At 61.7% G+C, this 22,745-nt stretch carries 19 protein-coding genes and 1 other annotated feature; of the genes, 6 read left to right on the forward strand and 13 right to left on the reverse strand.

Features of this window, described 5'->3' with window-relative positions; genetic code table 11:
- Positions 1–2 precede the first annotated feature (2 nt).
- The gene (locus ACSQ4M_RS04680; RefSeq protein ID WP_436188440.1) at positions 3–1,019 is read right to left on the reverse strand and encodes a 1-aminocyclopropane-1-carboxylate deaminase; all 1,017 of its coding nucleotides are present in this window, start codon (positions 1,017–1,019) and stop codon (positions 3–5) included.
- 174 nt (positions 1,020–1,193) lie between these two features.
- A complete protein-coding gene (locus ACSQ4M_RS04685; RefSeq protein ID WP_436188441.1) occupies positions 1,194–2,156 on the reverse strand; it encodes a LysR family transcriptional regulator in 963 nt (320 codons plus the stop codon).
- Between the two features lie 143 nt (positions 2,157–2,299).
- On the opposite strand from ACSQ4M_RS04685, the gene ACSQ4M_RS04690 reads away from it, so the two are divergent.
- The 3 genes from ACSQ4M_RS04690 (at position 2,300) to ACSQ4M_RS04700 (ending at position 5,385) form a co-directional block, all read left to right on the forward strand.
- Positions 2,300–3,724 carry a M20 family metallopeptidase gene (locus ACSQ4M_RS04690; RefSeq protein WP_436188442.1) on the forward strand — a complete coding sequence of 475 codons (1,425 nt, stop codon included), beginning with the start codon at positions 2,300–2,302 and terminating at the stop codon, positions 3,722–3,724.
- Positions 3,721–4,233, forward strand: a complete 513-nt coding sequence (locus tag ACSQ4M_RS04695; RefSeq protein WP_436188443.1) for an Lrp/AsnC family transcriptional regulator — start codon at positions 3,721–3,723, stop codon at positions 4,231–4,233. Before ACSQ4M_RS04690 ends, ACSQ4M_RS04695 begins: the two co-directional genes overlap by 4 nt.
- Positions 4,234–4,410: 177 nt before the next feature.
- Complete coding sequence (locus ACSQ4M_RS04700) at positions 4,411–5,385, forward strand: Bug family tripartite tricarboxylate transporter substrate binding protein (RefSeq protein ID WP_436188444.1); 975 nt, start codon at positions 4,411–4,413, stop codon at positions 5,383–5,385.
- Between the two features lie 71 nt (positions 5,386–5,456).
- Here ACSQ4M_RS04700 and ACSQ4M_RS04705 read toward each other — a convergent pair whose 3' ends face one another.
- The 11 genes from ACSQ4M_RS04705 to ACSQ4M_RS04755 form a co-directional block, all read right to left on the reverse strand.
- Complete coding sequence (locus tag ACSQ4M_RS04705) at positions 5,457–5,768, reverse strand: DUF4148 domain-containing protein (protein ID WP_436188445.1); 312 nt, start codon at positions 5,766–5,768, stop codon at positions 5,457–5,459.
- A gap of 300 nt (positions 5,769–6,068) precedes the next feature.
- The gene (locus ACSQ4M_RS04710; RefSeq protein ID WP_436188446.1) at positions 6,069–6,293 is read right to left on the reverse strand and encodes a DUF3606 domain-containing protein; all 225 of its coding nucleotides are present in this window, start codon (positions 6,291–6,293) and stop codon (positions 6,069–6,071) included.
- An 11-nt stretch (positions 6,294–6,304) separates the two neighbouring features.
- Complete coding sequence (locus ACSQ4M_RS04715; protein WP_436188447.1) at positions 6,305–6,538, reverse strand: hypothetical protein; 234 nt, start codon at positions 6,536–6,538, stop codon at positions 6,305–6,307.
- Between the two features lie 123 nt (positions 6,539–6,661).
- On the reverse strand, positions 6,662–7,063 hold the full coding sequence (locus ACSQ4M_RS04720; RefSeq protein ID WP_436188448.1) for a hypothetical protein: 402 nt from the start codon (positions 7,061–7,063) through the stop codon (positions 6,662–6,664).
- Positions 7,064–7,707: 644 nt separating this feature from the next.
- Complete coding sequence (locus ACSQ4M_RS04725) at positions 7,708–8,535, reverse strand: RusA family crossover junction endodeoxyribonuclease (RefSeq protein ID WP_436188449.1); 828 nt, start codon at positions 8,533–8,535, stop codon at positions 7,708–7,710.
- A 334-nt stretch (positions 8,536–8,869) separates the two neighbouring features.
- Positions 8,870–10,258 carry a DUF6035 family protein gene (locus tag ACSQ4M_RS04730; protein WP_436188450.1) on the reverse strand — a complete coding sequence of 463 codons (1,389 nt, stop codon included), beginning with the start codon at positions 10,256–10,258 and terminating at the stop codon, positions 8,870–8,872.
- Between the two features lie 384 nt (positions 10,259–10,642).
- A complete protein-coding gene (locus ACSQ4M_RS04735) occupies positions 10,643–10,879 on the reverse strand; it encodes a hypothetical protein (RefSeq protein ID WP_436188451.1) in 237 nt (78 codons plus the stop codon).
- 23 nt (positions 10,880–10,902) lie between these two features.
- Positions 10,903–12,351, reverse strand: coding sequence for a TniQ family protein (locus ACSQ4M_RS04740; RefSeq protein ID WP_436188452.1), 1,449 nt, complete (start codon positions 12,349–12,351; stop codon positions 10,903–10,905).
- Positions 12,344–13,480 (reverse strand): ATP-binding protein, encoded by a 1,137-nt coding sequence (locus tag ACSQ4M_RS04745; protein ID WP_436188453.1) that lies wholly within the window; start codon positions 13,478–13,480, stop codon positions 12,344–12,346. The genes ACSQ4M_RS04740 and ACSQ4M_RS04745 overlap by 8 nt, the downstream gene beginning before the upstream one ends.
- Positions 13,477–14,277: a Mu transposase C-terminal domain-containing protein gene (locus tag ACSQ4M_RS04750; protein ID WP_436188454.1), complete on the reverse strand. Its 801-nt coding sequence runs from the start codon at positions 14,275–14,277 to the stop codon at positions 13,477–13,479. Before ACSQ4M_RS04750 ends, ACSQ4M_RS04745 begins: the two co-directional genes overlap by 4 nt.
- A gap of 129 nt (positions 14,278–14,406) precedes the next feature.
- Positions 14,407–15,632, reverse strand: a protein-coding gene (locus ACSQ4M_RS04755) for an IS3 family transposase (RefSeq protein WP_157086564.1) whose coding sequence is annotated in 2 segments (ribosomal slippage) — positions 14,407–15,344 and positions 15,344–15,632 — 1,227 coding nt in all. Because the reading frame shifts where the segments join, the coding sequence is not laid out codon by codon here.
- Positions 15,238–15,354 (reverse strand) — a sequence feature (AL1L pseudoknot). Its footprint overlaps the gene before it by 117 nt.
- A gap of 157 nt (positions 15,633–15,789) precedes the next feature.
- Between ACSQ4M_RS04755 and ACSQ4M_RS04760 the strand changes: the two genes are divergently transcribed.
- From ACSQ4M_RS04760 to ACSQ4M_RS04770, 3 genes are read left to right on the forward strand one after another with little or no spacing between them, the layout of a single operon-like run.
- Positions 15,790–21,201 carry an FtsK/SpoIIIE domain-containing protein gene (locus tag ACSQ4M_RS04760; RefSeq protein WP_436188455.1) on the forward strand — a complete coding sequence of 1,804 codons (5,412 nt, stop codon included), beginning with the start codon at positions 15,790–15,792 and terminating at the stop codon, positions 21,199–21,201.
- An 11-nt stretch (positions 21,202–21,212) separates the two neighbouring features.
- Positions 21,213–22,169 (forward strand): hypothetical protein, encoded by a 957-nt coding sequence (locus tag ACSQ4M_RS04765; protein ID WP_436188456.1) that lies wholly within the window; start codon positions 21,213–21,215, stop codon positions 22,167–22,169.
- Positions 22,156–22,734 carry a class I SAM-dependent DNA methyltransferase gene (locus tag ACSQ4M_RS04770; protein WP_436188457.1) on the forward strand — a complete coding sequence of 193 codons (579 nt, stop codon included), beginning with the start codon at positions 22,156–22,158 and terminating at the stop codon, positions 22,732–22,734. Before ACSQ4M_RS04765 ends, ACSQ4M_RS04770 begins: the two co-directional genes overlap by 14 nt.
- Positions 22,735–22,745: the final 11 nt, after the last annotated feature.

Consider the following 22,745-nt stretch of genomic DNA (forward strand, 5'->3'; position numbering starts at 1 on the left):
CTTCAGCCGTTGCGGAAGAGGTAGCTGTAGGCGCTCAGCGCGGGCACGCCGCCGAGGTGGGCGTACAGCACGCGCGAGCCGGATGGGAACTCGCGCTGGCGCACCATCTCGATCATGCCGTGCATGGACTTGCCCTCGTACACCGGGTCGGTCAGCATGCCTTCCTGGCGCGCGCACAGGCGGATGGCTTCCAGCGTGCCTTCGCTGGGCAGGCCGTACTCCGGGCCGCCGAAGCGCGTGTCGAGCACGATGTCCTTGGCGGTGATGTCGCGGCCCAGCTCCACGAGGTTCGCGGTGTTCTTGGCGATGCGCAGCACCTGGTCGAAGGTCTGCTGCGGCTTGGCCGAGGCGTCGATGCCGATCACGCGGTCGGCCCGGCCGTCGGCCGCGAAGCCCACCACCATGCCGGCCTGCGTGCTGCCCGTGACCGAGCAGACGACGATGTAGTCGAACTTGAAACCCAGCTCTTGTTCCTGCTGGCGCACCTCTTCGGCGAAGCCGACGAAGCCCAGGCCGCCCCTGGGATGCTCGGAGCAGCCGGCCGGGATCGGGAAGGGCTTGCCGCCGGCGCGGCGCACGCTGTCCATGGCCTCTTCCCAGCTCTTGCGGATGCCGATGTCGAAGCCGGAGGCATCCAGCCGCACGTCGGCGCCCATGATGCGCGACAGCTCGATGTTGCCCACGCGGTCGTACACGGCGTCGGCGTAGTTGACCCAGTTCTCCTGCACCAGCACGCACTTCATGCCCAGGTGCGCGGCCACGGCGGCAACCTGGCGCGTCTGGTTGGACTGGATGCCGCCGATGGACACCAGCGTGTCGTAGCCACCCTCGATGGCCTCGGGGATGAGGTACTCGAGCTTGCGCGTCTTGTTGCCGCCGAAGGCCAGGCCGCTGTTGCAGTCCTCGCGCTTGGCGTAGAGCTGCACCTCGCCGCCCAGGTGGGCGCTCAGGCGCTTGAGCGACTGGATGGGCGTGGGGCCGAAGGTCAGCGGATGGCGGGGAAACTTCTGCAGGTTCATGCGGGCTCCTGATGGGCGGGGTGGTCGATGGCCCAAAGCATAGGAGGCATGCCGCGCAACAGGGTTGCAAATTCAATCCGGTCTAGGCCAGTGGAATTTTCACAAGGCGTCAGAACATGTCGTAGAAATGCGCAGTCTCAACGTTCAGCGCAACAAAATTCCATTCCAAGAATGTCAGCCTTTGGCATTCCTTCTCTTGGCCGCAGGTCGGCTGCTGCCGCGTGGTGCGGCCAGCTGCGCGATCAGGAAATCGCGGAACACGCGCACGAGTTCTGGGTGCGAGCGCTCGGGCAGCATCTGCACCTCGATGTCGCGCCCGCTCAGCGTGCGGTCGTGGATCGGTACGGCGCAAAGGCCTTCCTCGACCAGCAGGCCGCGCACCGAGATCTCGCTGGCCAGCGTGACCGCATCGCGCAGCCGCACGAAGCGCAGCAGCGCGCCCACGTAGTTGCTCGTGAACACCGTGTCCACCGAGACGCGCTGCTTGATGCAGGCGATGTCGAACAGCTGGCGCAGCGTGGTGTCGGTGCCCGGCAGTGCCATCGGGTGGCCCTGCAGCTGCGCCAGCGTCACCTGCTTGCGCTCGGCGAGCGGGTGGGTGCTGCGCATCACGGCCATGCCGGGCGCGGGCTGGCGGTGCGCGACCTTCACGTCGGTGTAGCCCACGCGGCTGTAGCTGAACACCACGCCGATGTCGCAGGCCGCCTGGCGCACGCGCTGCGTGACCTCGGCCGGCGCCACCACGCCCAGGTGCACGGTGACGCCGCGGTGCCGGGCCAGGAACTCGTCGATCAGCGTGGGCAGGAACTGCAACGCGAAGCCCTCCGAACTCGCGATGCGCACATGGCCGCTGCCCAGGCCCTGCAGCGCCTGCATGCTGGCGACGATGCGCTCGGCGTCGGCCCCGGACTTGCGCGCATGCTCGGCCAGCAGTTCGCCGGCCGGGCTCAGCGTCATGCCGCGCGGGCGGCGCTCGAACAGGGCCAGGCCCAGCGCCTCTTCGAGCCCCGCGATCTGCCGGCTCACGGCCGAGCCGGCCACGTTGACGCGCAAGGCGGCCTCGCTGATCGAACCGCAGCGCACCACCTCGAGAAAGTAGCGCAGGGCGGTGCTCTGGAGTCGGTGCGACAAGGCCATGGCAGGGTCCCGGGAAGGTGTCGGTTTGCCATTTTGGCAAACCGTGCATCTGAATTTTCTGCTTCTCGCAAGTCAGCGTGCTGCCTACCATGCGCTCGTCCAAGCCCACCACGCCACCAACGACAACCTCAGGAGACACCCGAATGCGCAGAGAACAAGCCCTCGCCGCCGCGGCCGACCACTTCGACCAGGGGCACTTCCTGGCCACCCTGTCGCGCCGCGTGGCGCAGCGCACCGAGAGCCAGAACCCCGAGGGTGGACCGGTGCTGCGCGCCTACCTGGCCGAGGACATCACGCCGGAGCTGCAGGCCATGGGGTTCCGCTGCCGCATCCTCGACAACCCCGTGACCGGCGGCGGCCCCTTCCTGATCGCCGAGCGCACCGAGCCCGGCGCCAGCTTCGGCGTGCTGAGCTACGGCCATGCCGACGTGGTGCGCGGCCAGGACGCGCAATGGCGCGAGGGCCTGTCGCCCTGGCGCGTGACGGTGGAGGGTGACCGCTGGTACGGCCGCGGCAGCGCCGACAACAAGGGCCAGCACAGCATCAACCTCGCGGCGCTGGCGCTGGTGCTGCAGGCGCGTGGCGGCCGGCTGGGCTACGACCTCAAGCTCGTGCTGGAGACGGGGGAGGAGATCGGCTCGCCGGGCCTGGGCGCGTTCTGCGCACTGCACCGCGAGGCGCTGGCCGCCGACCTGTTCATCGCCTCGGACGGGCCGCGCGTGGCCGCGCCGCGGCCCACGCTGTTCCTGGGCTCGCGCGGCTTCTTCAACTTCCGCCTGCGCGTGCGGCTGCGGCCGGGCGGCCACCACTCGGGCAATTGGGGCGGCCTGCTGCGCAACGCCGGCACGCGGCTGGCCCATGCCATCGCCAGCCTGGTCGATGCGCGCGGCCGCGTGCTGGTGCGCAGCATGCTGCCCGACGCGCTGCCGCCCAATGTGCGCGAGGCACTGTCGACCATCGAAGTCGGCGGCGGGCCGGCGGACCCGGCCATCGACCCCGACTGGGGCGAGCCCGGCCTGACGCCGACCGAGCGCGTCTACGGCTGGAACACCATCGAGGTGCTGGCCTTCAAGACCGGCAACCCCGAGGCCCCCGTGGGCGCGATCCCGGGCGAGGCCTTCGCGCTGTGCCAGATCCGCTTCGTGGTCGGCACCGACAGCGCGCGCTTCATCGCACACCTGCGTGCGCACCTGGACCAGCAGGGCTTCGACGATGTGGCAGTCGAGCCCGATGGCGAGGCCATGGCCGCCACGCGGCTGGACCCGGACGACCCCTGGGTGCACTGGGCGCTGGACTCCATGCGCCGCAGCAGCGGCAAGGCGCCGGCGCTGCTGCCCAACTTCGGCGGCTCGCTGCCCAACGACGTGTTCGCCGAGCTGCTGGGCCTGCCCACGCTGTGGGTGCCGCACTCCTACCCGGCCTGCAGCCAGCATGCACCCGACGAGCACCTGCTGGGCAGCGTGGCGCGCGAAGGGCTGCAGATCATGGCCGGCCTGTTCTGGGACCTGGCCGAGCAGGGCCCGGCCATCGCAGAGCGGCGGCGCGCGGCCGCAGGTGTACCGGCATGAAGGCCGAGCGCTCGCGCAGCCGCAGCACGGCAGAGGCCGACGCATTGCCGGCCGGACTCGATCGCATCGACCGCGCCATCCTGCGCGCGCTGCAGCGCGATGCCTCGGTCTCCAACGTGGCGCTGGCGGCCAAGGTCAACCTCAGCGCGCCGGCCTGCCTGCGCCGCGTCGAGCGGCTCAAGGCCGAGGGCTTCATCAAGGGCATCGTGGCCTTGCTGAACCCGCGGCCGCTCAACGCCGGCATGCTGGTCATCATCGGCGTGGTGCTGGACCGCTCCACACCCGAGTCCTTCACCGACTTCGAGAAGGCCGCGCAGAAGGTCTCCGGCTGCCTGGAATGCCATGTGGTGACGGGCGAGTTCGACTACATGATGATGCTGCGCACCAAGGACAACGACAGCTTCAACCGCCTGCACGCCGAGCAGCTGCTGTACCTGCCGGGCGTGCGCCAGGTGCGCACGTTCATGGTGCTCAAGCAGGTGCTGTCGACCACGCAGCTGCCGATCTGAGCGGCCCGGCCATGCACTGCCGCGCCCAGCCCCCGCCGCCCTTCTAGCCGCGCGCCCGACCTGGGCCGCACTCCGTCTTCGCCCTGTTCGCCGACCCCGCGTGGCCGGCGCTGGATGCCTGCGTCCTGCGCCAACGCCCTTGCCCATTTTTCAACCCCCGCCCCCCAAGGAGAAAGCATGAAGAACCTCGTCGCAAGCATCGCCAGGGTCGCCCTGGCCACGGCCTTCGCGGCCCCCGCCCTGGGCTGGGCCCAGGCCTGGCCGGCCAGGCCGATCCAGCTCGTGATCCCGTTCCCGCCGGGTGGCGCCGTGGACGTGGTGGGCCGGCTCGTGGCCAAGAGCCTGGGCGAGCGCCTGGGCCAGCCCGTGGTGGCCGACAACCGCGCCGGTGCCGGCACGGTGGTGGGGGCCGTGGTGGCCGCCAACGCCGCGCCCGACGGCTACACGCTGCTGATCAGCTCGGGCTCGACCTTCACGATCAACCCGGCACTGAACCAGAAGCTGCCCTACGACGCGATCAAGAGCTTCGAGCCGCTGGGCATGACGGCGCGCGTGCCGCTGATCCTGCTGGCCCATCCTTCGGTGCCGGCCAAGGACTTCGGCCAGTTGCTGGGTGCCGTGCGCGCCGCGCCGGACAAGTTCGTCTACGGCAGCTTCGGCAACGGCACGACGGGCCACTTCGCCGGCGAGATGCTGTGGGAGCGTGCCGGCGTCAAGCTCACCCACATCCCCTACAAGGGCAGCGCGCCGGCCATGACCGACCTGATCGGCGGGCAGATCCCCCTGAGCGTGGACACCGTGGCCGCGGCGCTGCCGCAGCTCAGGGCCGGCAAGGTCAAGGCCATCGCGGTGCTGGGCGAGAGCCGCGCGCCGCAGCTGCCCCAGGTGCCGACCATCGCCGAGAGCGGCTACCCCGGCTTCGCAGCGGACTCCTGGCTGGCCGTGGTGGCGCCGCGCGGGCTGCCGGCCGGGGTGCGCAGCGCGCTGCACAAGGCGATTGCCGAGACCGCGGCCGCGGCCGACCTGCAGAAGGGGCTGGTGAACAGTGGCCTGCAGCCGGCCTACGAGCCAGGTGAGGCGGTGGCGGCGCGCATCGAGGAGGAGCTGCCGCGCATGCGCGCGACGGTGCTGCGGGCGGGCATGCAGAACTGAGCTGCGCGCAAAGGCGCTCTGAAACGACAAAGCCGCCCGAAGGCGGCTCATGTTCAGGGGGCGCTGGTGACTCAGACTTCGCCGCCAGGCAGTTGGCCATGGCGCACGGCGTAGACAGCTTCGGCGCGCACCGCATCGCGGCTCAGCGTGCTCTTGGCGGTGGCCACGGCGCCGACGTCTGCACCTTCGCCCAGTTCGGGCATCGTGCCGTTGCGTTCTGCTTGCAGGACTTCAGCGCGCACGGCTTCGCGGGTCAGGCCGCTCACGGTGGTGGAGACCTGGGGCACGTAGCCGACCTCACCGCCAACGAAGTCAGCGGCAAAGCTGGGAGCAGCGGCGAAACCGGCAGCTGCGATCAGGGCGGAAGCGACGAACTTGTTCATGGTGAATTCCTTTCGGTGATGGATGCGACTTGCTCAATCGGCGCGACAAGACACCGTGTCTGCCGCGTCTCGATGAGGCGTTGGGGGTGTGTCTCATCGATGGCTCGATTGTCGAAGTGGCTGGCCGAAAGAAAAACCGGGCGCCGGGCAAAGGATCGTTTCTGCAATCCAAACAATCGTGCGGTGGGCTCCTACACGCTGGCGGTGAGCGCGCTGTGCCTGGCGATTCGGACCGAGACGTGAAGTAGCACCCAACAGAAAACGGGCCGTGGGGCCCGTTCTCCTTGGGGGGCGGCCGAATCACTCTGCCGCTTCCACGCGGTCGTCGTTGGTCGTGCTCCGGCTGCCCTTCAGATGCAGCTCCACATCGCTGGCCCGGTCGCCGACCTTTCCGACGGCCTCGCGGATCTGGTCCTGGCTGACGTTCAGGCGTTCGGCCCAGATGCGCAGCGCTTCATCCGAGTTGGCGTCGATACGGTCGGCGCCAGTCGCGTTGGGTGCAAGGTTGATGTCTTCGTTGCCCATCGTTCAGTGCCTCACTTCGACTTGTCGCCGCTGGATTGTTGGTTCGGGTTGTCGCCCTGGGTCATGCCGGGCGGGTGGCCCTTCTGGCCTTGCTGGCCCGACTGCTTGCCGGCATCTTGCTGCTGTTGGCCCTGGGGCTTGCTGCCCTGACCTGGTTGGCCGGCCTGGTTCGGCTGCGACTGGTTGTGCTGGGCCGACTGGTCTTGGTTGGTGCCGCTGGTGGACTGGTTGGGTTGATTCGCCATTTGCGTCTCCTGTGTGCTGAGCGACATGCTCGGTGTCCAAGGTACGCCGCTCAAAATGACGCAGGGTGATCGAGGGGCCCGCTCCGGTGTAGGAAGACGCGCTGTGGAGCCCCCCGATGGCGATCAGCCCTTCATGCGCTTGATTTCGGCCTTCGCCGCTTCATGCTGCGCCTTGGCCTGCTGTTCGCACGCGTCCTTGGCATTGCCGTTCATGTCGTCGCACTTTTCCTTCGCGACTTCATAGGCCATTTCGGCCTTCGCTTCGGCAACCTTCTTGGCGTTGCCGTTGGAAGGCTTGTAGTTCTGCTCCAGCTCCGCCTTGGCGACGTTCTCCGTGCCCTTGGCTTCCTTCTCGCACACGTCCTTCGCGTTGTCCTTCAAGGTGTCGCATTTGGCCTTGGCCACCTTGTAGTCGGCCGAGATCTTCTCCTTGGCGACGTTGTATTCGTCCTTGGTCATCGCGTTTGCGCCGGTCGTGGCGAAGACGCTGCCAGCCAGGGCGATCCAGAGAAGATGCTTTTTCATGATGTGTCCTTCGGAAGTTTGACGTTGCGGTGTTGTTGGTCTGCCGAGCGGTGTGTGTGGCGCCCGGTGCAGCGACTTTCCGGCACCCGCTTGCCCACGGCGGTAGGACGCCGCCCCTTGGTGCGATAGGCTGGCCTGTGATCTGCGCGTGGTCGGACATCAACCGGCCGTCGCGAGAATCGTCCTCGCGGTCTCTCGTGTGGTCGGGTGGGGAAGGTGCGCGACAGAACAGGATGCCCTGCCCGGCGAATCGAGACCTGGAAGCTGGTACGGCCGGCGCTGTCCGTCCGCTTGCCGATGCTTGTGTGACTTTAAGCAAGAAGTTGCATCGCCGTTAAAGCAACAACTTGCACATTGATCCTCCCTGTTCACCGCTGAGGCTCGCCATCCGGGACCTCGCGCGAATGAAATAATTCAATCGATTGCGCTTTGTCTGTCGATGCGATTGAGCCTTGCACTTTGTCATGTGTTGCAAAAGGGCTTCTTCACATTGCCAAGCCGATCCGGCGAACAACGGTACATGCCTCGATACCCGCATCGGCCAAGAGCGACCAGTGAGACGCCTGAAAGCGGACGCTCAACGTTGAAGTTGAGAAGGCGCCGACGGCAGCACGTCAGGGCCCTGCCCGAGAAGATGAACTGATTCAGCGAGGGCCTAAGCCGCCAGCCAAATTGAGCGCAGCTGAGTATGTCTTCATCATTTCCTCCATGGATTTTGCTCGTTCGAGGTTGCTTGGTTGCGCCGCCCAAGCGACGTAATCGGCCTCCCATTCTTGACGTCGCACTATCGGAAAGCCGGCGTCCGCGATACGCGTTTGATGGAAAGACCACTGAAGAGGGCTGACTCGTCTGCCGTACTGGAACGCTCTGAACTGCGGCGTGCCCTCTTGTCGGGCTCGGTGTCTGAGCGTTCGCTTTGTGCCGGTCATGGCTGCCAGCAGGGCAAACTGAAAGTACTTGTTGATCGGGTCGACTTCAATGAACTTGCCGGCCTCCCAAACTTTATCGGAGATTGGGTAGAACAAACCATCCTTCATTTCATAGAGTTTCAGGTCTGCGGAGCAGAAGTCGTCAGGGCTTGCCCGAGCTTCAATTTCGAAGTATGAATCCTTTGGAGTGTCAATAAAGCATATGTCCAGCCTCTGTATCTGACAGTCGTCAATTAGAATTCCGCCTCGGCCCTTGATGGCGTCGCAGATCGCTTTCGCATGATTGTCTAGATCACCGTATTCAGGAGTCTCTAGAAGTTTCTCGTGATTCAAGTACAGAGTGATGGTCAGCGTCACCTGATAGTTGAAAACGAAGGCTGTCTTGAGTTCCGATCGAATCTGCTCCCGAAACTTTTCTTTTAGTTGAGTTTTATTTGAATACGAAATAGGTGGAAATCGAAATGTCCGCTTAAGTGAACCCATGAACGGGTTTACGCCTGCTTCATAGCCTTTGCGCTCGATATCAAGGAAAGCTTCGTCCATAGTGGGTTCTGGAGGTCTAAAACGTTGGAGTTGAATGGCACGCCCCGGCAAGCCGTGCGCGGACGCATACGTCTTGCCGAAGGTTGATCGATGTGAACGACCTGTTGAAACGTGCCGCCGTCTGAAGCTGCGAGCTTGCTTGCACGAACTCATAACGATGCTGAATAGATTGGGTGATGGCGCGCTGAAACGCCGTCAAATCAATAAATGAGGATCGCCAGGACAGATACCGGCACTTATAGAATTCGAAATGTCGTCGTTCGACGTTCGCACAGCCGGCATCGCGAAGGGCAGACCTTGGCGCTGCCGAACAAAAGATCATGAAGCCGTAGCCTTACCGCGGTAATGGAGCAAGCTCCGGGAACAGCCACTCGAATAGCGTCCTGTGGGTTTCGTCCACCTCGTACCGGGCCTCCCGGTTCTTCATCGCCTGCTTATAACGCTTGACTTTGATCGCCCATTTCCCGCTTTGGTCCTGCTCCGCAAGGAGTTGGCCGCGGCCGAACACCTCAAGTGCACGGCGAAACCAGCGCAGATATCTCGGGTAAGACTCGACGACGTAGTGTGCGACCTCAATAAAGTGGCGCCGGCGAATTCCAATGGGGCGGCCGTGCTTGGCAGAGTAGAAGACGTTGAGCATGGCTACGGGCAGGTATAGAGCATGCGCTCTGCCGTACGTGGCAAGGCAGCTTTCGTCGAGCATCCCCCAATCACCCCAGTTCACCGGGGCACATTCTGGAAACTCCCAGACGTTGTCCTCTTGGTCCTCCTGCGTGCGCTCCGTGTCAGCGACCTCAAGCCACCACCTTTCGAAGTAGGCAGGCCAGCGCCTTCGCTCCTCCTCCAGGGTGGCCTGGAACTCGGCCTTTTGACCCCGACAATCGATGTAATAGGCCTGCTGAAGCTCTGTATCGAGCTTCAGTTCGAAGAATGAAACCCGTCGTCGCCGTACCGTCGGCAAAAAGGGCGCAGGCTGGGGCTCAGACCAAGCGCAGTCCAACAAGAAGTCGCTGGCAGCGACCGAGGCATCTCTAGTGTCCTTGGACACAATCAATGCGTTCTGGTTGTTGATGAAGAACAGGTCGTCTTGGGTCAACCGGCGGCGCTCGTCGTCAAAGCGCGCGAACACCCACACGACGAGCCCGCCCTCCTGCTGATAGAAGTTCCAACGCTCGGCGATGACGTCCAAGAACGTCGTGGACAGCTGAACTTCAAAAGCGATCTTCAAGTCTCCGTACATCGCGCTTACGTCGGGCTTGCGCCAAGCCCCGGTTATGGGACCTGTCCAGCGAGCTTCCTGAGCGATGTCTGCGAATTTGCCGCTTGCGTGCAGCGAATCGGCAACCCACTTCTTCATTTCGCGGTGAAGGTAGCTCTCCTTGGCGCCGTTGTACTTGCGCGCATTGATTTCGGCCTGCGACAGCTCGCCACGGGTTATCGCGCTACAGCTTCCGTCTTCGACAAGGTGTCGGAAGTAGAAGCGCCGGGCCTTCTTCATTGACACCAAGGACACCGGGACGAAGCACTCAGGGCATAGGAACTTTGCCCGGTCTTGCTTGATGAGCCGCTTTACCTCGAACCGTAGCTGCATAACAGCCTCTTCTTCGGCCGTCAGCAAGAAGTCTGCATGTACCTCGGCGCCGGAGTCAGTGTCAAAGACGTTGGGAATGGCAGGAACCTCCACGCCGAAATTCCTGCAAGATGTGACCGCCGCTTCCGTCATGTCGGCAATTTTGCGGCCTTCCGCTGCCGTTTACGACCTTCCGGACTCATTGTCTTAATCACGAGGTGGTTGGGTTGAACGTACGCGCAGCTAAGCGATACCAAGCGACCCAGCGGCCTCTCTGCGCCTGTGCACACGTTCAGCACCTACGACCGCAGCATCAGTGTGAGGTCCGTCGGATCCACGTACCCGCAATGTCGCGAAAGCAATCTTGGCAAAAATCGACTTGCACCCGGGCCCCATCCCCGAAAATCGATCCATACCCGCCTACGTAATCAATCGACACAAATTCTGAAAAGATGTAGTCGCTACGTATCGCATGGCGACCACAACGGTCACATGTTAGCTCGTGCACAGCCTCGTTGGCTTCAACTATGGTCTTCTTCATTTTGAATTTTGCAACTGATCCCCATATTCGAAACCGACCAAAGGTGCAAGACCAGCTTTTATCCGCAACATATTGAAATCGCACCAAATCTCGAATCTGATATCGTCACTCGTTATGGGAGGCTCATGGTCTAGAAACCAAGTGTTTGCTGCCCCTGATGCATCGAAGGTTTGAATGGCGTAAAGCAGCCAGCTTGAAAATCCATCAGGTGGGGGAACTATGCGCTTTGTCATGGTCGATCCTTTGAGCATTACCGTCAGATTATTTTGCGCGCAGCTGCTGGATCATCTGTCGCGATTACACCGTCCGATTTCAGCGCTGTATGCGCCTTGAGAAGCTTGAGGGCTTCTTCGACCTTCAGTCGCTCAATTTCTTCGAAGGCCGCGCGACGGGTGTGTGGACATCGAATGCTGAGGTTTTCGGCGGCGAGCGCCTCTTCAATACGCCGCCGCGGGAGATGCTTGCCTTGCTCGAAGAGCTTGCGTGCGATGTGCGCAGCGCGTCGAAGACGATCTTCGCGCTTGGCTTGTGTCACCGCTGATCTAATCTCACGCGAGCGCTCTAAAAATGCGGCGCTCGCCTCGGGAAGTTGATAGCGTAGATGTGATACGGAGCTTCGATATTTTGCAGCGATGCTCTTGAAGGTTGGTGGAGTGGAATTGCCTTCTATGTGACGCCGCAATTCCGCCTCGACCTCACGCAGCTTCTCTGGGGGCAACTTGAATCCACGACGGCCAAAAACCGGCAATTTTGCAAAAAACTTGATGGAGCGCGGAGCTTCACTTCTACTCGCGTCCAGCAAGTCAAGAGGCTTCACGCCTAGCCTGAAGCATAGCTCCATGAAGCTATCAAATCGTGGCTGCGTATTTTGTTTTACCCAATCCGCCATAAGTTCTGGCGCGATCCAAATGACCTTTGCCATCTGTCGGACTGATTCGAACCTAGTGGACTCGGCAATTCGAAGAAGTCCATTGCTTAAATTATCCGGCTTCGCAAGATTTTCTGCAGCCGGTCCGAGCGCGATCATTTCACCGACTGCCTCGTAAAAGAATTCTTGACGGCTTATGTCAAGAGCGTCCTCGGGAATATTCAGGCGTAATCCCAGCGAAGCACCGCAGGCGTAGCATCGCCCATAATGGGAGCTTTCGCAGATCGGGATTTGCTTTGCATGACAAGACGCGCATTCGGACTGGAGCAGCCGGTTGTGCTTTTGGCAGCGCTTAACCACGGCGCAAGCCCACAATAGCGGAAAGTTTAGGGGTGTGCCCTGCTTCTCAGATTTTGAGACGCAGTCTGGGCACCATTGTCGCGAAGGATGAAGTAAGCCCGTTCCTTTTCGGTCGAAGAAGTTCTTCCAGTACAGAAATGTTGCAGGCTTTAGATCGCCAACGCCTGTTAATTTTTCTAAAGCCGAAGAAATCTCGATGGCGTACTTGCTGCAACCATTCACGGTGCGGGCATGATCGCTCGCAAAGCGAAACCGTCCTGTGTTTAGACTTACATTGGTTCTTGGCAGAACGATATGAACCAGCAAGTCCATGACGCGCAGGTTGTGAGCGAGTGCAAGCCGGTGCAGATAGTTGAGCAACGATTCTTGCTGTGCGGTGCCCTCGCCCAGTAGACGGCAGTGGTACAGGGTGCTGCGCGGTGGCATGCTGGAGTCGTTCGGACCTTCGGCAAACAGATCCAGGGTCCGGTTAGGCATGGGGTGCTCCCACCTGATCTCGGCTCGGCCCACGCATTCCGGCGCGGCCGACGCGTTTCTTCACCGGCGGCCGCACGGCGATCTCGAACTCGGGCGCCGGCATATGCATGGACGGCGTGTACGCCAAGTTGAGCTCTTTCGCGACATCTGCGTCATCGACCTCGACCATCTTCAGTTCACCAACCTTGGCTTCCTGCGCGAGGCGCTTGATCTGGCGATTGGGCAGTGCCTCGGCTTCGATGATCTCGCGCGTCAGGAGTGGCTCCTCCGGTGAGGCAGCAAGTGCCGCGACGAATGCTCGATCCAACCAATCTTTCAGAACCCCGACGCAACCAAGTGACTTCATGTAGAAGAAGTCGAAGTGATCCGCGAGACCTGGTTCTTGAGGGCAATCGATTGCCGCCAGCAGCGCGTGCAGAACATCGACAAAATTCGGATCAATTCCGCCGAGAGTCTGACTTTCCTGATAGCGAGGACAGTGGACAACCAGCGATCGACGCAGCAGTTGACCTGTGCCTTCGAGAATGCCGAGAAGGTCATATGCGCCGACCAAGACGATGGGGATCCGTAGCTCGACAGCGAGGGATTTCAGAATCTCGAACTGCAGGAACGGCAAAGCGCCGCGCTTCAACCGCAGCAATGCGCTGGCTTCGTCAAGGATGATGACCGGCACCTTGCGGTGACGTACCAGACTCTCCAAACTTCTTCGCAGCTCTTCGCGGACAAGGCCCTTCGTGCTGTCGATCTTCCGACCGTCCAAGCTCATCTCGAAGCGCGGAAGCACCTTGCGATCGATCAGTACTTCACCCGCGATGTGCAGCGCGCGCGTGAACGCGTCCTTCCAGTTGAAATGACCATCCAGCGGTGTTGGGGCGCGGAGCGAGATGTACGGCAGCATGCCCGGATCGTCTGCCATGCGTTGCGCGTGCACGTTGCGGAGATGCTTTTCCACGGCGCCGATGATGGTGCTCTTGCCGACGCCTGACGGGCCCGTGAGAACGATGACGCTTTCGGGCCGCGGTTGCGTCACTGCGCGGATGAGCTGCGTCAGGGCATGCTCGATGGTCGCGTGCTTCACGAGCTTGGACCGAAAGCTACTGACCCGAGGGTCAAGGGCAACAGCCGTCATAGGTCCTCCAGAACTCGCACGCTACGGCGCCGCACGGGGATCGCTGCGCCATCACCGTTGGTTGTGTGGCGAGGAAGAGATGAGACGACAGGTTGTGTTGCCGGCGCTTGGCCGTGGGGCAGTGACGCAGCGTCGGAATCGGTCTGTTCGATCTTCCTGCGGTGCGTTGCCGCTTCGACGTCGTGGCGAACTTGCCGCGCAACGTCCTCCTCCAGCTCACGCGCGTGCATGAACAGCGCGAGCCGCTCTGCCGTGATGGCCAACTGCTTGCCAGCGGCGCGGTCCTTGAGCTTCATGCTTTCCGTGGCCAGCCACACAGCGCGCTCGCTGTAGGTCGAGAACACCGCGTGAAGTTCGGAGTAGCAGGTGTGCCATTGCCCTCCGACGTATGCGTAGGCGATGCCGGCGTTGAAGGGGTCGTATCGCGCTTCCACGTTGGTGCCAAGCACGCCTGGCACTTGAAGCTCCGGGCACTTGAACCAGCGGTAGTTGATCTTGATGCCGGCAGGAGTGACCCGTGCGGTGCCTTTGCGAACAGCGGGACAGCTCGCAACGATGAAGGCTGCGTTGTAGGGAATTTCTCGATGCTCACGCTTGCCGTGGGATCGGAGGCCCAGTGCCCATGCTGCATCTGGCGACATTCCCAATGTGGTGTGATGGTTGGGGTGGTAGACCTCGTTCAAGTACTTTTCAAAGTTCTTGTCGAACAGTTCCAGCGTCCAGACCGCGTGCCGCGATGGCTCCACCTCCGGGCTGATCCGCCGGAAGTACTTCTCGACCAGGTCGGTGCTACCCATCAAGACCTTGACGAACTGCGACTGCGACGTGTTGAAGATCCGTTCGCAGACACTGCCGCCCTTCGGCTTGCCGGCGAGCCGATCTCTCTTTGAACCGCCCCGGAATTCGCGGAGGCCCGTTGGCTTGAGTCAGGCCGACATGGCCTGCTGCTCAAGAGTTCGATAGTAGTTGGCCTCGAACTCGGCCGGTGGCACGTACCCGATGGGTTCGAGCAGGCGCTGGTGGTTGAACCAGGCCACCCATTGCAGCGTCGCCAGCTCTACCGATTCCTTGGTCTTCCACGCACTGCGCCGATGGATGACTTCGGCCTTGTACAGCCCATTGATGGTCTCGGCCAGCGCGTTGTCGTAGGAGTCGCCCTTGCTGCCCACGGAGGGCTCGATGCCGGCCTCGGCAAGCCGTTCGGTGTAGCGGATGCTGACGTACTGCGATCCGCGGTCGGAGTGGCACACAAGGGCATCTTCGCGCTGCGGACGACGGTCGTACAGCGCCTGCTCCAGTGCGCCCAACACGAAGTCCGTCCGCATGGAGCTGCTCGTGCGCCAGCCCACGATGCGCCGCGCAAACACGTCCACGACGAAGGCCACGTACAGCCAGCCTTGCCAGGTGGACACGTACGTGAAGTCCGACACCCAAAGCTGGTTGGGCCGCTGCGCGTTGAACTGGCGATTGACCCGGTCCAGCGGGCAAGGCGCTTTGGCGTCGCTGATCGTGGTGCGTGCGGCCTTGCCACGCATCACGCCGCGCAGACCCATGTGGCGCATGAGTCGTTCCACGGTGCAGCGGGCCACCGTGACGCCCTCGCGCTGCAACTGGTGCCAGACCTTGTCGGCGCCGTAGACCCGCAGGTTCGATTGCCACACGCGCTCGATCTGCGGCATCAGCACCGCATCGCGTTTCGCGCGGGCGCACAGCAGCTCGGGGTGGCGCTGGCGGGCCGCATGGCGCCGGTACGCCGACGGGGCGACCTGCAGTGCCCTGCAGATCGGCTCGACCCCGTGCGCGGCGCGATGCGCGTCGATGAACGCCTTCACGACTTCAGCCGGCGGTCGAGCTCCGCCTGGGCGAAAAACGCGCTGGCCAGCTTCAGGATCTCGTTGGCCTTGCGCAGCTCGCGGTTCTCCCTTTCAAGCTCCTTCATGCGCTGCGTCTGCGTCGTGGTCACGCCCTCGCGCTGGCCCGTGTCACGCTCTTGTTGGCGCACCCAGTTCAGCAGCGTCTGCGGCGTGCTGCCGATCTTGCCGGCAATCGACACCACCGCCGCCCACTGCGACTCGTACTCACCGCGGTGCTCGAACACCATGCGCACGGCGCGCTCGCGTACCTCGGGCGAAAACTTCACTGACTTCCTCATGGCTCCATCCTCTCAAAAGTTGGAGCCTCCTCAAAATACGGGGCGGTTCAAACCGAGACAACCTTGAAGCGCGGCTGGTCGGGTTGGGCCTTGTGCGAAGGCTTTCCGACTCGTGCTCATTCGTTGAGAACCCGTTCGCGTTCAACAAGGAGTCGGCGTGCTGACCGATCGCATCATCGGGCGCGTGGGCGCCGACATCCTCGCTCAGCGTGTCTCAAGTTCGAACCAGCCGGGAGATTCCGCGGCCCTGTTCCGGCTCGACAAGCTGTCCTCCAGCCAGATCGCGTCCGTTGCGAGGGTCATCCTCGCCAACTCGGATCTGCTTGCTCGGGTTGATCTGATGATCCCCGCTGCTCTCGTTGAGGGGCAAGGCCTGCCGCCCGAGATTTTGATCTCGCACAACGCCGGCTACGTGCGCAACAACGCGGTGACGACGAAAGCGTCGATCCTGACGGCCAACGGAAATGAGCACAACCTGGCCGACACACTTGGCCACGTCATGGCGATTGGCGCAAAAGAACTGCGCGGCGACCCTGCTCCTTGGGTGGATGCCACGCTGCACGCGGGGGGGCTATCACCTGTTCCCGACGACCGAGCCGTGTTTCATTCGGCACTCGGGGGCCTGTTCGCATGCTCTGAGCTATCTCTGGTACAGCTTGGCGAGTTCTGCTCCGACATCGTTGAGGCTATGTCGACGCGTGGTCTTGCTATCCGAGATGCCGTGGGTTTTGCCATGCCGAGAGCAGGCCTGCCGCGCGATAGCGCGTTCTTCTCCAACGCCAAGACCTTCGCAGCCAATCGCAAGCCGTGGCAGAAGGCTTTCACCAAATTGTTTGCCCAACGCGCGCCGCTACTCAAAAAGCTGCGCCAGAACGGTCAGCCGCTGGACCCCGAGGAACTCAACGAACGCATCGCAGCCAACGCTTCTGAAATTGCCGAAGGTGCGCGTCTTGCCTTGGAAGCTTTTGCCACAGCACCGGCGGGCGATGTTGAAGCCGGTACTGCCCTCGCCCAATTCGAGTGGGAAGGCGATGGCGTCTATTTGGCGTTCGACAAGCCCAAGGAGAAGCTGCTCGGCTTGGCTGAGTCAACGATTCGATTCTTCGATCACGATTGCGATCAAGAAAACTCGCTCGATCCCGAAGGGCGCAAGCTCCTGGAGGATCTGAAGTCTCGCGAGCGTCGCTCCGACTTCAGCGAGGATGACGAAGAGTTCTTCGTCAAGCATCGCCGGCTGCTTGAGCAAGACGCCAAGCTCTGCGCACGCTGGGAGAAGGCCCTCTACGGCAAGCCCATCGAATGCGACGATTTCTTCGACGGCTTTGCTCGTGTGGTCAATAGCCTGCACGCCGGCCTGCGCGACGCCGAAGGCGAGCGGATCTTGCGCTTCACCGTGTCCAAGGGCCGGAAAGAGTGGCGCGAGCGCTTCAACTACGACGTCGGCAGCTACTTCTCGGCCATGTATCGCGGTTTGAAGGAGCTCATGGGTTCCAAGGCCGAGTGGAAGGTCGAACGCTTGGGCAACGCGAGCCTTCCCGACCCGCTCTTCGACTACGAGGCCTTCTTCGCCAAGGAAAAGGAACTCCGCAACGACAAGAAGAACAAGGTAAAGCCGAGTTCCTCCCTCTCGCGCGTGGCCTTGCAGATCAAGTTCGACGTGGCCTTGGTCCAGCTCTCCAAGGACAAGGAGACAGTGCTCGCGAAGACCCAGCTCCTATGGAGCTACAAACCCACCGCCATTGGGCTGTCGATGGTCGCGGACATGCGCCGGCTTTTGGAGAAGGGCGCAATCGGTTGCACGGAAGTTCCTCGCCGCCTGGTGAGCAAGAAAGGCGGGGTGCAGAACGTCTCGCTGCTCGACACCGGCACCCTGGAGGCAACCTACTCCACTGACGCGGGTTCCCTTGTGCCGGCCGCCAACAAGCTGCGTAGCCTGCGGGCCGACATCAAAGGCCGGATCAAGGACCTCGCCGAGGGCGGCTACCTTACCCCATCGCAGCGCGACGAGGTCAAGGCGTCCTGGGACAAGTTCGAGGAGGACTACATCAAGGCGATGGAGGATTTCGTCTCCACCGGTTTGCATGGCGAGGCCGTCATGCGCCAGGCGGAGTCCTTTGGTGCTTTGATGTCGACCCTCATGTCCCAGGCGCGCGGCGATGTGTGCCGCTCGCGCTTGGTGTCCGAGATCCTCTCTGTAGGCACCGCTCGCGTCGCTGGAGACAACCCCGCGCTCATCATTCCGCCATGGCACCCGGAACGCATGAAGGCGTTGGCGGTGAAGTCACGCCGCGTGGCTGGGTTCGCCACCCACTTGCTCTCCAGCGGCAGCATCCTGTATGGGGATCGCGAGATCTTCATGCGCGAGCTTTCCGACGAGATTGCCCATCCGTTTTATCCGGAGATCGCTGTCCTCAACCGGGCCGGCGCTCCGACGCTGGTCTCCGAGAGCAGCACGGTCAACGGCTACAGCCTGTTGGAGTCGCCCACTCGCGGCAACCAAGACGCCATGACCGACGTGGACCCGGCCGCCGCTGCCAAGCAGGCTCGTGAGCTCTTGGAGCGCTATGTCGGATTGCAGCCGCACGAAGCCTCCAACCTCAGTGTCGTGCTCTACAACGCCGACGCGGCCGAGCTGCCGCTAGCGACGGTGCGCGAGCTTTCTTCGATTCAAGAGGATGGCAAGCTCCAATGCAGCGTGTCGGTGCGCCACTCGGACCCGGCAAAGCTGCGCAGCGTCTATGGTGAATTGGTTAACAAAGCCGGCGACGATCCGGACTTGCCCGTGGTCAGCGAGACCAGCAACAACTTCATCGCGAAGCTGCGCATCTCGGTAACGCCGATCTCTGCGACTCCGGCTGAGAGCGCCCAGGGCTTCAAGGCCTTTGATGTTGCCTTCTTGCATGACGTGGTCTCTCGGGCTGCCTCGGCCGAATGGCTTTCTGTACCTTGGAGCAATGATCGGCCGAACCTTGAGCATGCTCCATCTCGCTGGTCCTACCGCAGCGTCTCAGGCGAGAACGAACTCAAATCCACTACCTTCTTGACCTGTCCTTTGCAGACAGCCTCCGGTTGGTCCTATGTGTCGGCCGTGGCCGCTGTCTGCCGGCAACTCGACGCTTTGCCCGGTGAGCGCTACCTGCCGGCACGGCGCATTTCTTTGCAAAGCCCAGCGCTGGCCGGCATGATCAAAGACGCCCACGAGTTGGCCGAGTGGGTCGCAACATACGACGAGCTGCTCGACAAGCGTCAGCTTCAGCACAACGACATCACCGTCGTTCGCTATCGCCGTGGTTCGACCAACGGCCGCAACATGATCGTGAGTTCGACGTCCGAACTGCGGCTGCTGGGCGTGCTGGTTCGCCGCCGCCTAGATGAGCTGAAATTGCAGCTCGACGCTTCCGAGGTCCAAGCCGCCGCCGACAAGGCCAAGCGCGATGCGCTTTCGATCTCCGGCGACATCGTGCTGCGGGCAGCCAAGCGTGGTGTCTCCGCGGGCGAAATGATTGGCCTGGTGCTCAGCCGCCATCTGCTCGCCGAAGAGTTCAGAGCTGCGGCGGGCGGGGGCCAGGTCTTGACCGCCTACTTCCTCCTTGACGACTACGCGAGCTGGCTCTCTCAGCCTGAGAGCCGCATCGCCGACATCCTTGCCCTCAATGTCGAGGAGCGGGAGGAAGGCGTCCGCGTGGTCATCTCAATCGTCGAATCGAAATACGTCGCCACCGAGGGCCTCGCAAAGGCGCGGCGCGATTCCAAGGATCAGCTCCTAGCCACGCTGGGCATGTTCCGCGAGGCGCTCTTTGGCGACCCTGGCCGGCTCGACCGCGACGTGTGGCTCGCGCGCCTGGCCGACATGCTCATCGACGCTGACATCCCGCCGGGGAAAACAGACCTGATGGAGCGCGCCCGGGCGAAGCTTCGCGAGGGCGACGTGGAGATTTCGCTCCGCGGCTACTCGCACGTCTACGTCCACAACTCGGACGCTGGCTCATCTTCGGCGTCCGAACAGGAGCTCTTGGAGGAGTCCGATGGGGTGAAGGCTTGGCAGGAGGTCTTCGACCGTCCAGACCTTCGCAAGCTCGCCGAGGCCTATGCCAAGGACGCGGGCGGGCTCGACGCCCGGGCGGGGCTGGGAGCCCATCAACCCTGGGAGGGGCACGGCTTCAAGAAGCCAGCGCCTCGCGTCCCATGGCTCGCTGCCATTGGCCAGCTCGCCAGCGGCGTGGTCGATGCCGCCATTGAAGCCATTCCGGAGCCCGACGTGGCCATCGCGATATCTCTGGCCAGCAACCCGGCGCAAGAGCCTGCGGCTCCTGCGCAAAGCCCGGCCCAAGCCAACGCTGCGCCGCCGGCTTCGGCCCAAAGCCCCGCGCCCCAGTCCTCGCCGTCCGCGAACCTCGGGACTGCGCTCTCCGAGCTCGTCGCTTCCAAATTCGCTGGCGGTGCGCAATCGGATGCCGAACGCGAGGAATGGGCCCAGGACGTCACCAAGAAACTCAAGGCCGCGCTCAACAGCTACGGGCTGCAGGCGGCAGTCCTTGGGACTCGGCTTACGCCCAATGGCTGCCTGGTGCGCCTGGCAGGCTCAGATCGGTTGCGCGTCGAGGATATCGAGAACAAGCGTACGCAGCTTCTGACCACGCACGCCATCAACCTCGTCACAGTCCAACCCAAGCCCGGAGAAATCGTGGTGACGGTCGCCGGCTCCAAACGGCAGGCCGTGTCGCTCTGGGAGCTCTGGTCACGCCGGGAGCTCAATCGCAACGTCGCAGGCATCAACACTTCCTTCCTCTTGGGCCTCCAAGAGATCAACGGCTCACTGTTGTATCTGAACATTGGCGCGGAGTTCGGCGGGCTGTCGTCCCACGAGCCGCATTCGCTGGTTGCCGGCGCGACCGGAAGCGGCAAGTCGGTGCTGATCCAGGCTTTGATTTTGGACATCGCCGCCACGAACTCCAAAGACTTGGCCCAGCTCATTTTGATTGACCCCAAGATGGGCGTCGACTACGCCCCGTTGGCGGACTTGCCGCACATGCGCGACGAGATCGTCACCACAAAGGAGAAGGCAGGCGAGGTGCTCGATGCCCTGGTGCAGGAGATGGAGGACCGCTACCGCGCGTTCGCGAAGGCGCGCGCGCGCGATCTGCCGACATACAACGCCAAAGTCTCGGCCGAAGAGCGACTGCCCATGGTCTTCCTGGTCCATGACGAGTTCGCCGACTGGATGCTTGACGATGCGTACAAAGCGGCGGTCGGCGCGGCAGTGCAGCGTTTGGGCGTGAAAGCACGGGCGGCAGGTATTCACCTCATCTTTGCTGCCCAGCGCCCTGACAAGGACGTAATGCCGATGCAGCTTCGCGAAAATCTCGGAAACCGGTTGATATTGAAGGTGTCTAGTGAGGCCACATCCAAAATCGCTTTGGATCGGCCCGGCGCCGAGCTCCTCCTTGGGCGAGGTCATTTGGCCGCGAAGCTAAATGGCGAGCAAGGTCTGATTTATGGGCAAGCACCGTTTCTTAACGACCCCGATATTTCCTCCGCTGTAGATGCAATCCGAAAAGATAATCTGTAAATATCATGAGAATGCTGATTGCAGCGATGCTTTTTGCCCTTGCCCTCTTCGCAGTAAGCATCGATAGCTACGCCAAGGATGCAAGTAAAAAACAAGGTATTTCCACGCGACCCGTAGAAAATTCTTCCGAAAACCTATCTATCCAAGCAGAGAAAACCCGATGGGAGCTTTCCAATGCGGCTTCCAAGCTCACTTCTGTCGAATCCGCAATTGCAAAGTCAACTGAACGAGCAGACCAGGTAGCACGCAGGACGTCACGATATTCTCTATATACCGTTCTCGGAACGGCAATTCTGACTGCCACCCTAAGTTTGCTTGCACAATTTCTTTTAATGCGCCATCAGCGAAGAATTAATCGGGCTGATGCAGAAGCCAAGGTGGCAAATAGCTACGTGGAATGGCAGCTTCGGCAGCTATCCGAACTTTATGGCCCTGTACGTGCGTTGCTTGGGCAATCTAACGTTCTTTATCGTCAGATGAACAAGGCTTTGGTTGCGGCGGATGCGGGGCGCTTTCGGCTTGTTGCGGGAAATGATTTCGATGGACTAGAGTTTCAAATAAAAATTGCAGAAGCGTGGATTAGGTTTAGAACTGTGAAGCATATTGCCGAGGTTTACAATAAGGACTACGGCGTAGAGCCTTACTTCGATGACGTAATTAACGTCGGCGAGCGGCTGGCAAAAGTAATTCAGGAGAAAGCCGGGTTTGCCCGAGAAGATGAACTAGTTCGAGTGATGGGGGAATACTTGGCTCATTATCTTGTTATGAAGCGACTGCACGAAAGAGCAAAGTCTGGCGAAAAAGTCCACGCAAATGCCGCGGACGAAAAAGCAGTTTTTCCCAACCGAATTCAAGATTTGGTTGATAATGGCTTCAGTACGATCAATAAGCAAGTGATGGTGTGGCGTGGACTCAAGGCTGCAGGAACTGATACGAGCCAACGAGCTGCGAACGTTGGCGTTTTATGAAGAACATGCGGAGCGCTATGCTCACCAGACCGAGCAAGCTGATCTAAGCCAACTTTATGCCCGTTTCTTGCAATTTGTGCCGCCGGGTGGTCGAATTTTGGACATCGGTTGCGGGGGAGGTCGCGACTTGCACGCTTTCAAAATCGCCGGGTTTGACTGCGTTGGACTTGACCCATCCCCGAATCTAGCACGGCTTGCTGCTGCTACTGCCGACTGTGAGGTGATGGTCGGACGGGCTCAGGACTTGAACTTTGTCAACGAATTTGACGGCATTTGGTCATGTGCCTCGCTGTTGCATCTTGATCGATCCGAACTTTCGCCCACGCTGACCCTTGTCCGGCGTGCCTTGAAAGAAAACGGCGTTTTTCTCCTATCAATGCAGAAAGGCCATGACAGCTTTGTGGCATCGGATGGACGATATTACGTTCAATATTCGGAAACCCAACTCAGCTTCGTCGTAGAATCCGCTGGCTTAGATATTATTAGCAATTGGCCAACCACGGACACCCTTCCGGGACGTCAAGCGATCACTTGGACTAATATTCTTGCCAGAAAACCTAAATAAAGTTTTCTCTG

It is taken from the genome of Pseudorhodoferax sp. LjRoot39 (assembly GCF_964253035.1).
Lineage (GTDB): Bacteria > Pseudomonadota > Gammaproteobacteria > Burkholderiales > Burkholderiaceae_C > Pseudorhodoferax.

Bases quoted from the DNA above. Each gene is read 5' to 3' on its own strand.
- ACSQ4M_RS04730 (WP_436188450.1), bottom strand. From the start codon at position 10,258: ATGACGGAAGCGGCGGTCACATCTTGCAGGAATTTCGGCGTGGAGGTT.
- ACSQ4M_RS04710 (WP_436188446.1), bottom strand. From the start codon at position 6,293: ATGGGCAACGAAGACATCAACCTTGCACCCAACGCGACTGGCGCCGAC.
- ACSQ4M_RS04745 (WP_436188453.1), bottom strand. From the start codon at position 13,480: ATGACGGCTGTTGCCCTTGACCCTCGGGTCAGTAGCTTTCGGTCCAAG.
- ACSQ4M_RS04750 (WP_436188454.1), bottom strand. From the start codon at position 14,277: ATGGGTAGCACCGACCTGGTCGAGAAGTACTTCCGGCGGATCAGCCCG.
- ACSQ4M_RS04685 (WP_436188441.1), bottom strand. From the start codon at position 2,156: ATGGCCTTGTCGCACCGACTCCAGAGCACCGCCCTGCGCTACTTTCTC.
- ACSQ4M_RS04700 (WP_436188444.1), top strand. From the start codon at position 4,411: ATGAAGAACCTCGTCGCAAGCATCGCCAGGGTCGCCCTGGCCACGGCC.
- ACSQ4M_RS04690 (WP_436188442.1), top strand. From the start codon at position 2,300: ATGCGCAGAGAACAAGCCCTCGCCGCCGCGGCCGACCACTTCGACCAG.
- ACSQ4M_RS04740 (WP_436188452.1), bottom strand. From the start codon at position 12,351: ATGCCTAACCGGACCCTGGATCTGTTTGCCGAAGGTCCGAACGACTCC.
- ACSQ4M_RS04705 (WP_436188445.1), bottom strand. From the start codon at position 5,768: ATGAACAAGTTCGTCGCTTCCGCCCTGATCGCAGCTGCCGGTTTCGCC.
- ACSQ4M_RS04695 (WP_436188443.1), top strand. From the start codon at position 3,721: ATGAAGGCCGAGCGCTCGCGCAGCCGCAGCACGGCAGAGGCCGACGCA.
- ACSQ4M_RS04720 (WP_436188448.1), bottom strand. From the start codon at position 7,063: ATGAAAAAGCATCTTCTCTGGATCGCCCTGGCTGGCAGCGTCTTCGCC.
- ACSQ4M_RS04715 (WP_436188447.1), bottom strand. From the start codon at position 6,538: ATGGCGAATCAACCCAACCAGTCCACCAGCGGCACCAACCAAGACCAG.
- ACSQ4M_RS04680 (WP_436188440.1), bottom strand. From the start codon at position 1,019: ATGAACCTGCAGAAGTTTCCCCGCCATCCGCTGACCTTCGGCCCCACG.
- ACSQ4M_RS04725 (WP_436188449.1), bottom strand. From the start codon at position 8,535: ATGGACGAAGCTTTCCTTGATATCGAGCGCAAAGGCTATGAAGCAGGC.
- ACSQ4M_RS04735 (WP_436188451.1), bottom strand. From the start codon at position 10,879: ATGACAAAGCGCATAGTTCCCCCACCTGATGGATTTTCAAGCTGGCTG.
- ACSQ4M_RS04765 (WP_436188456.1), top strand. From the start codon at position 21,213: ATGCTGATTGCAGCGATGCTTTTTGCCCTTGCCCTCTTCGCAGTAAGC.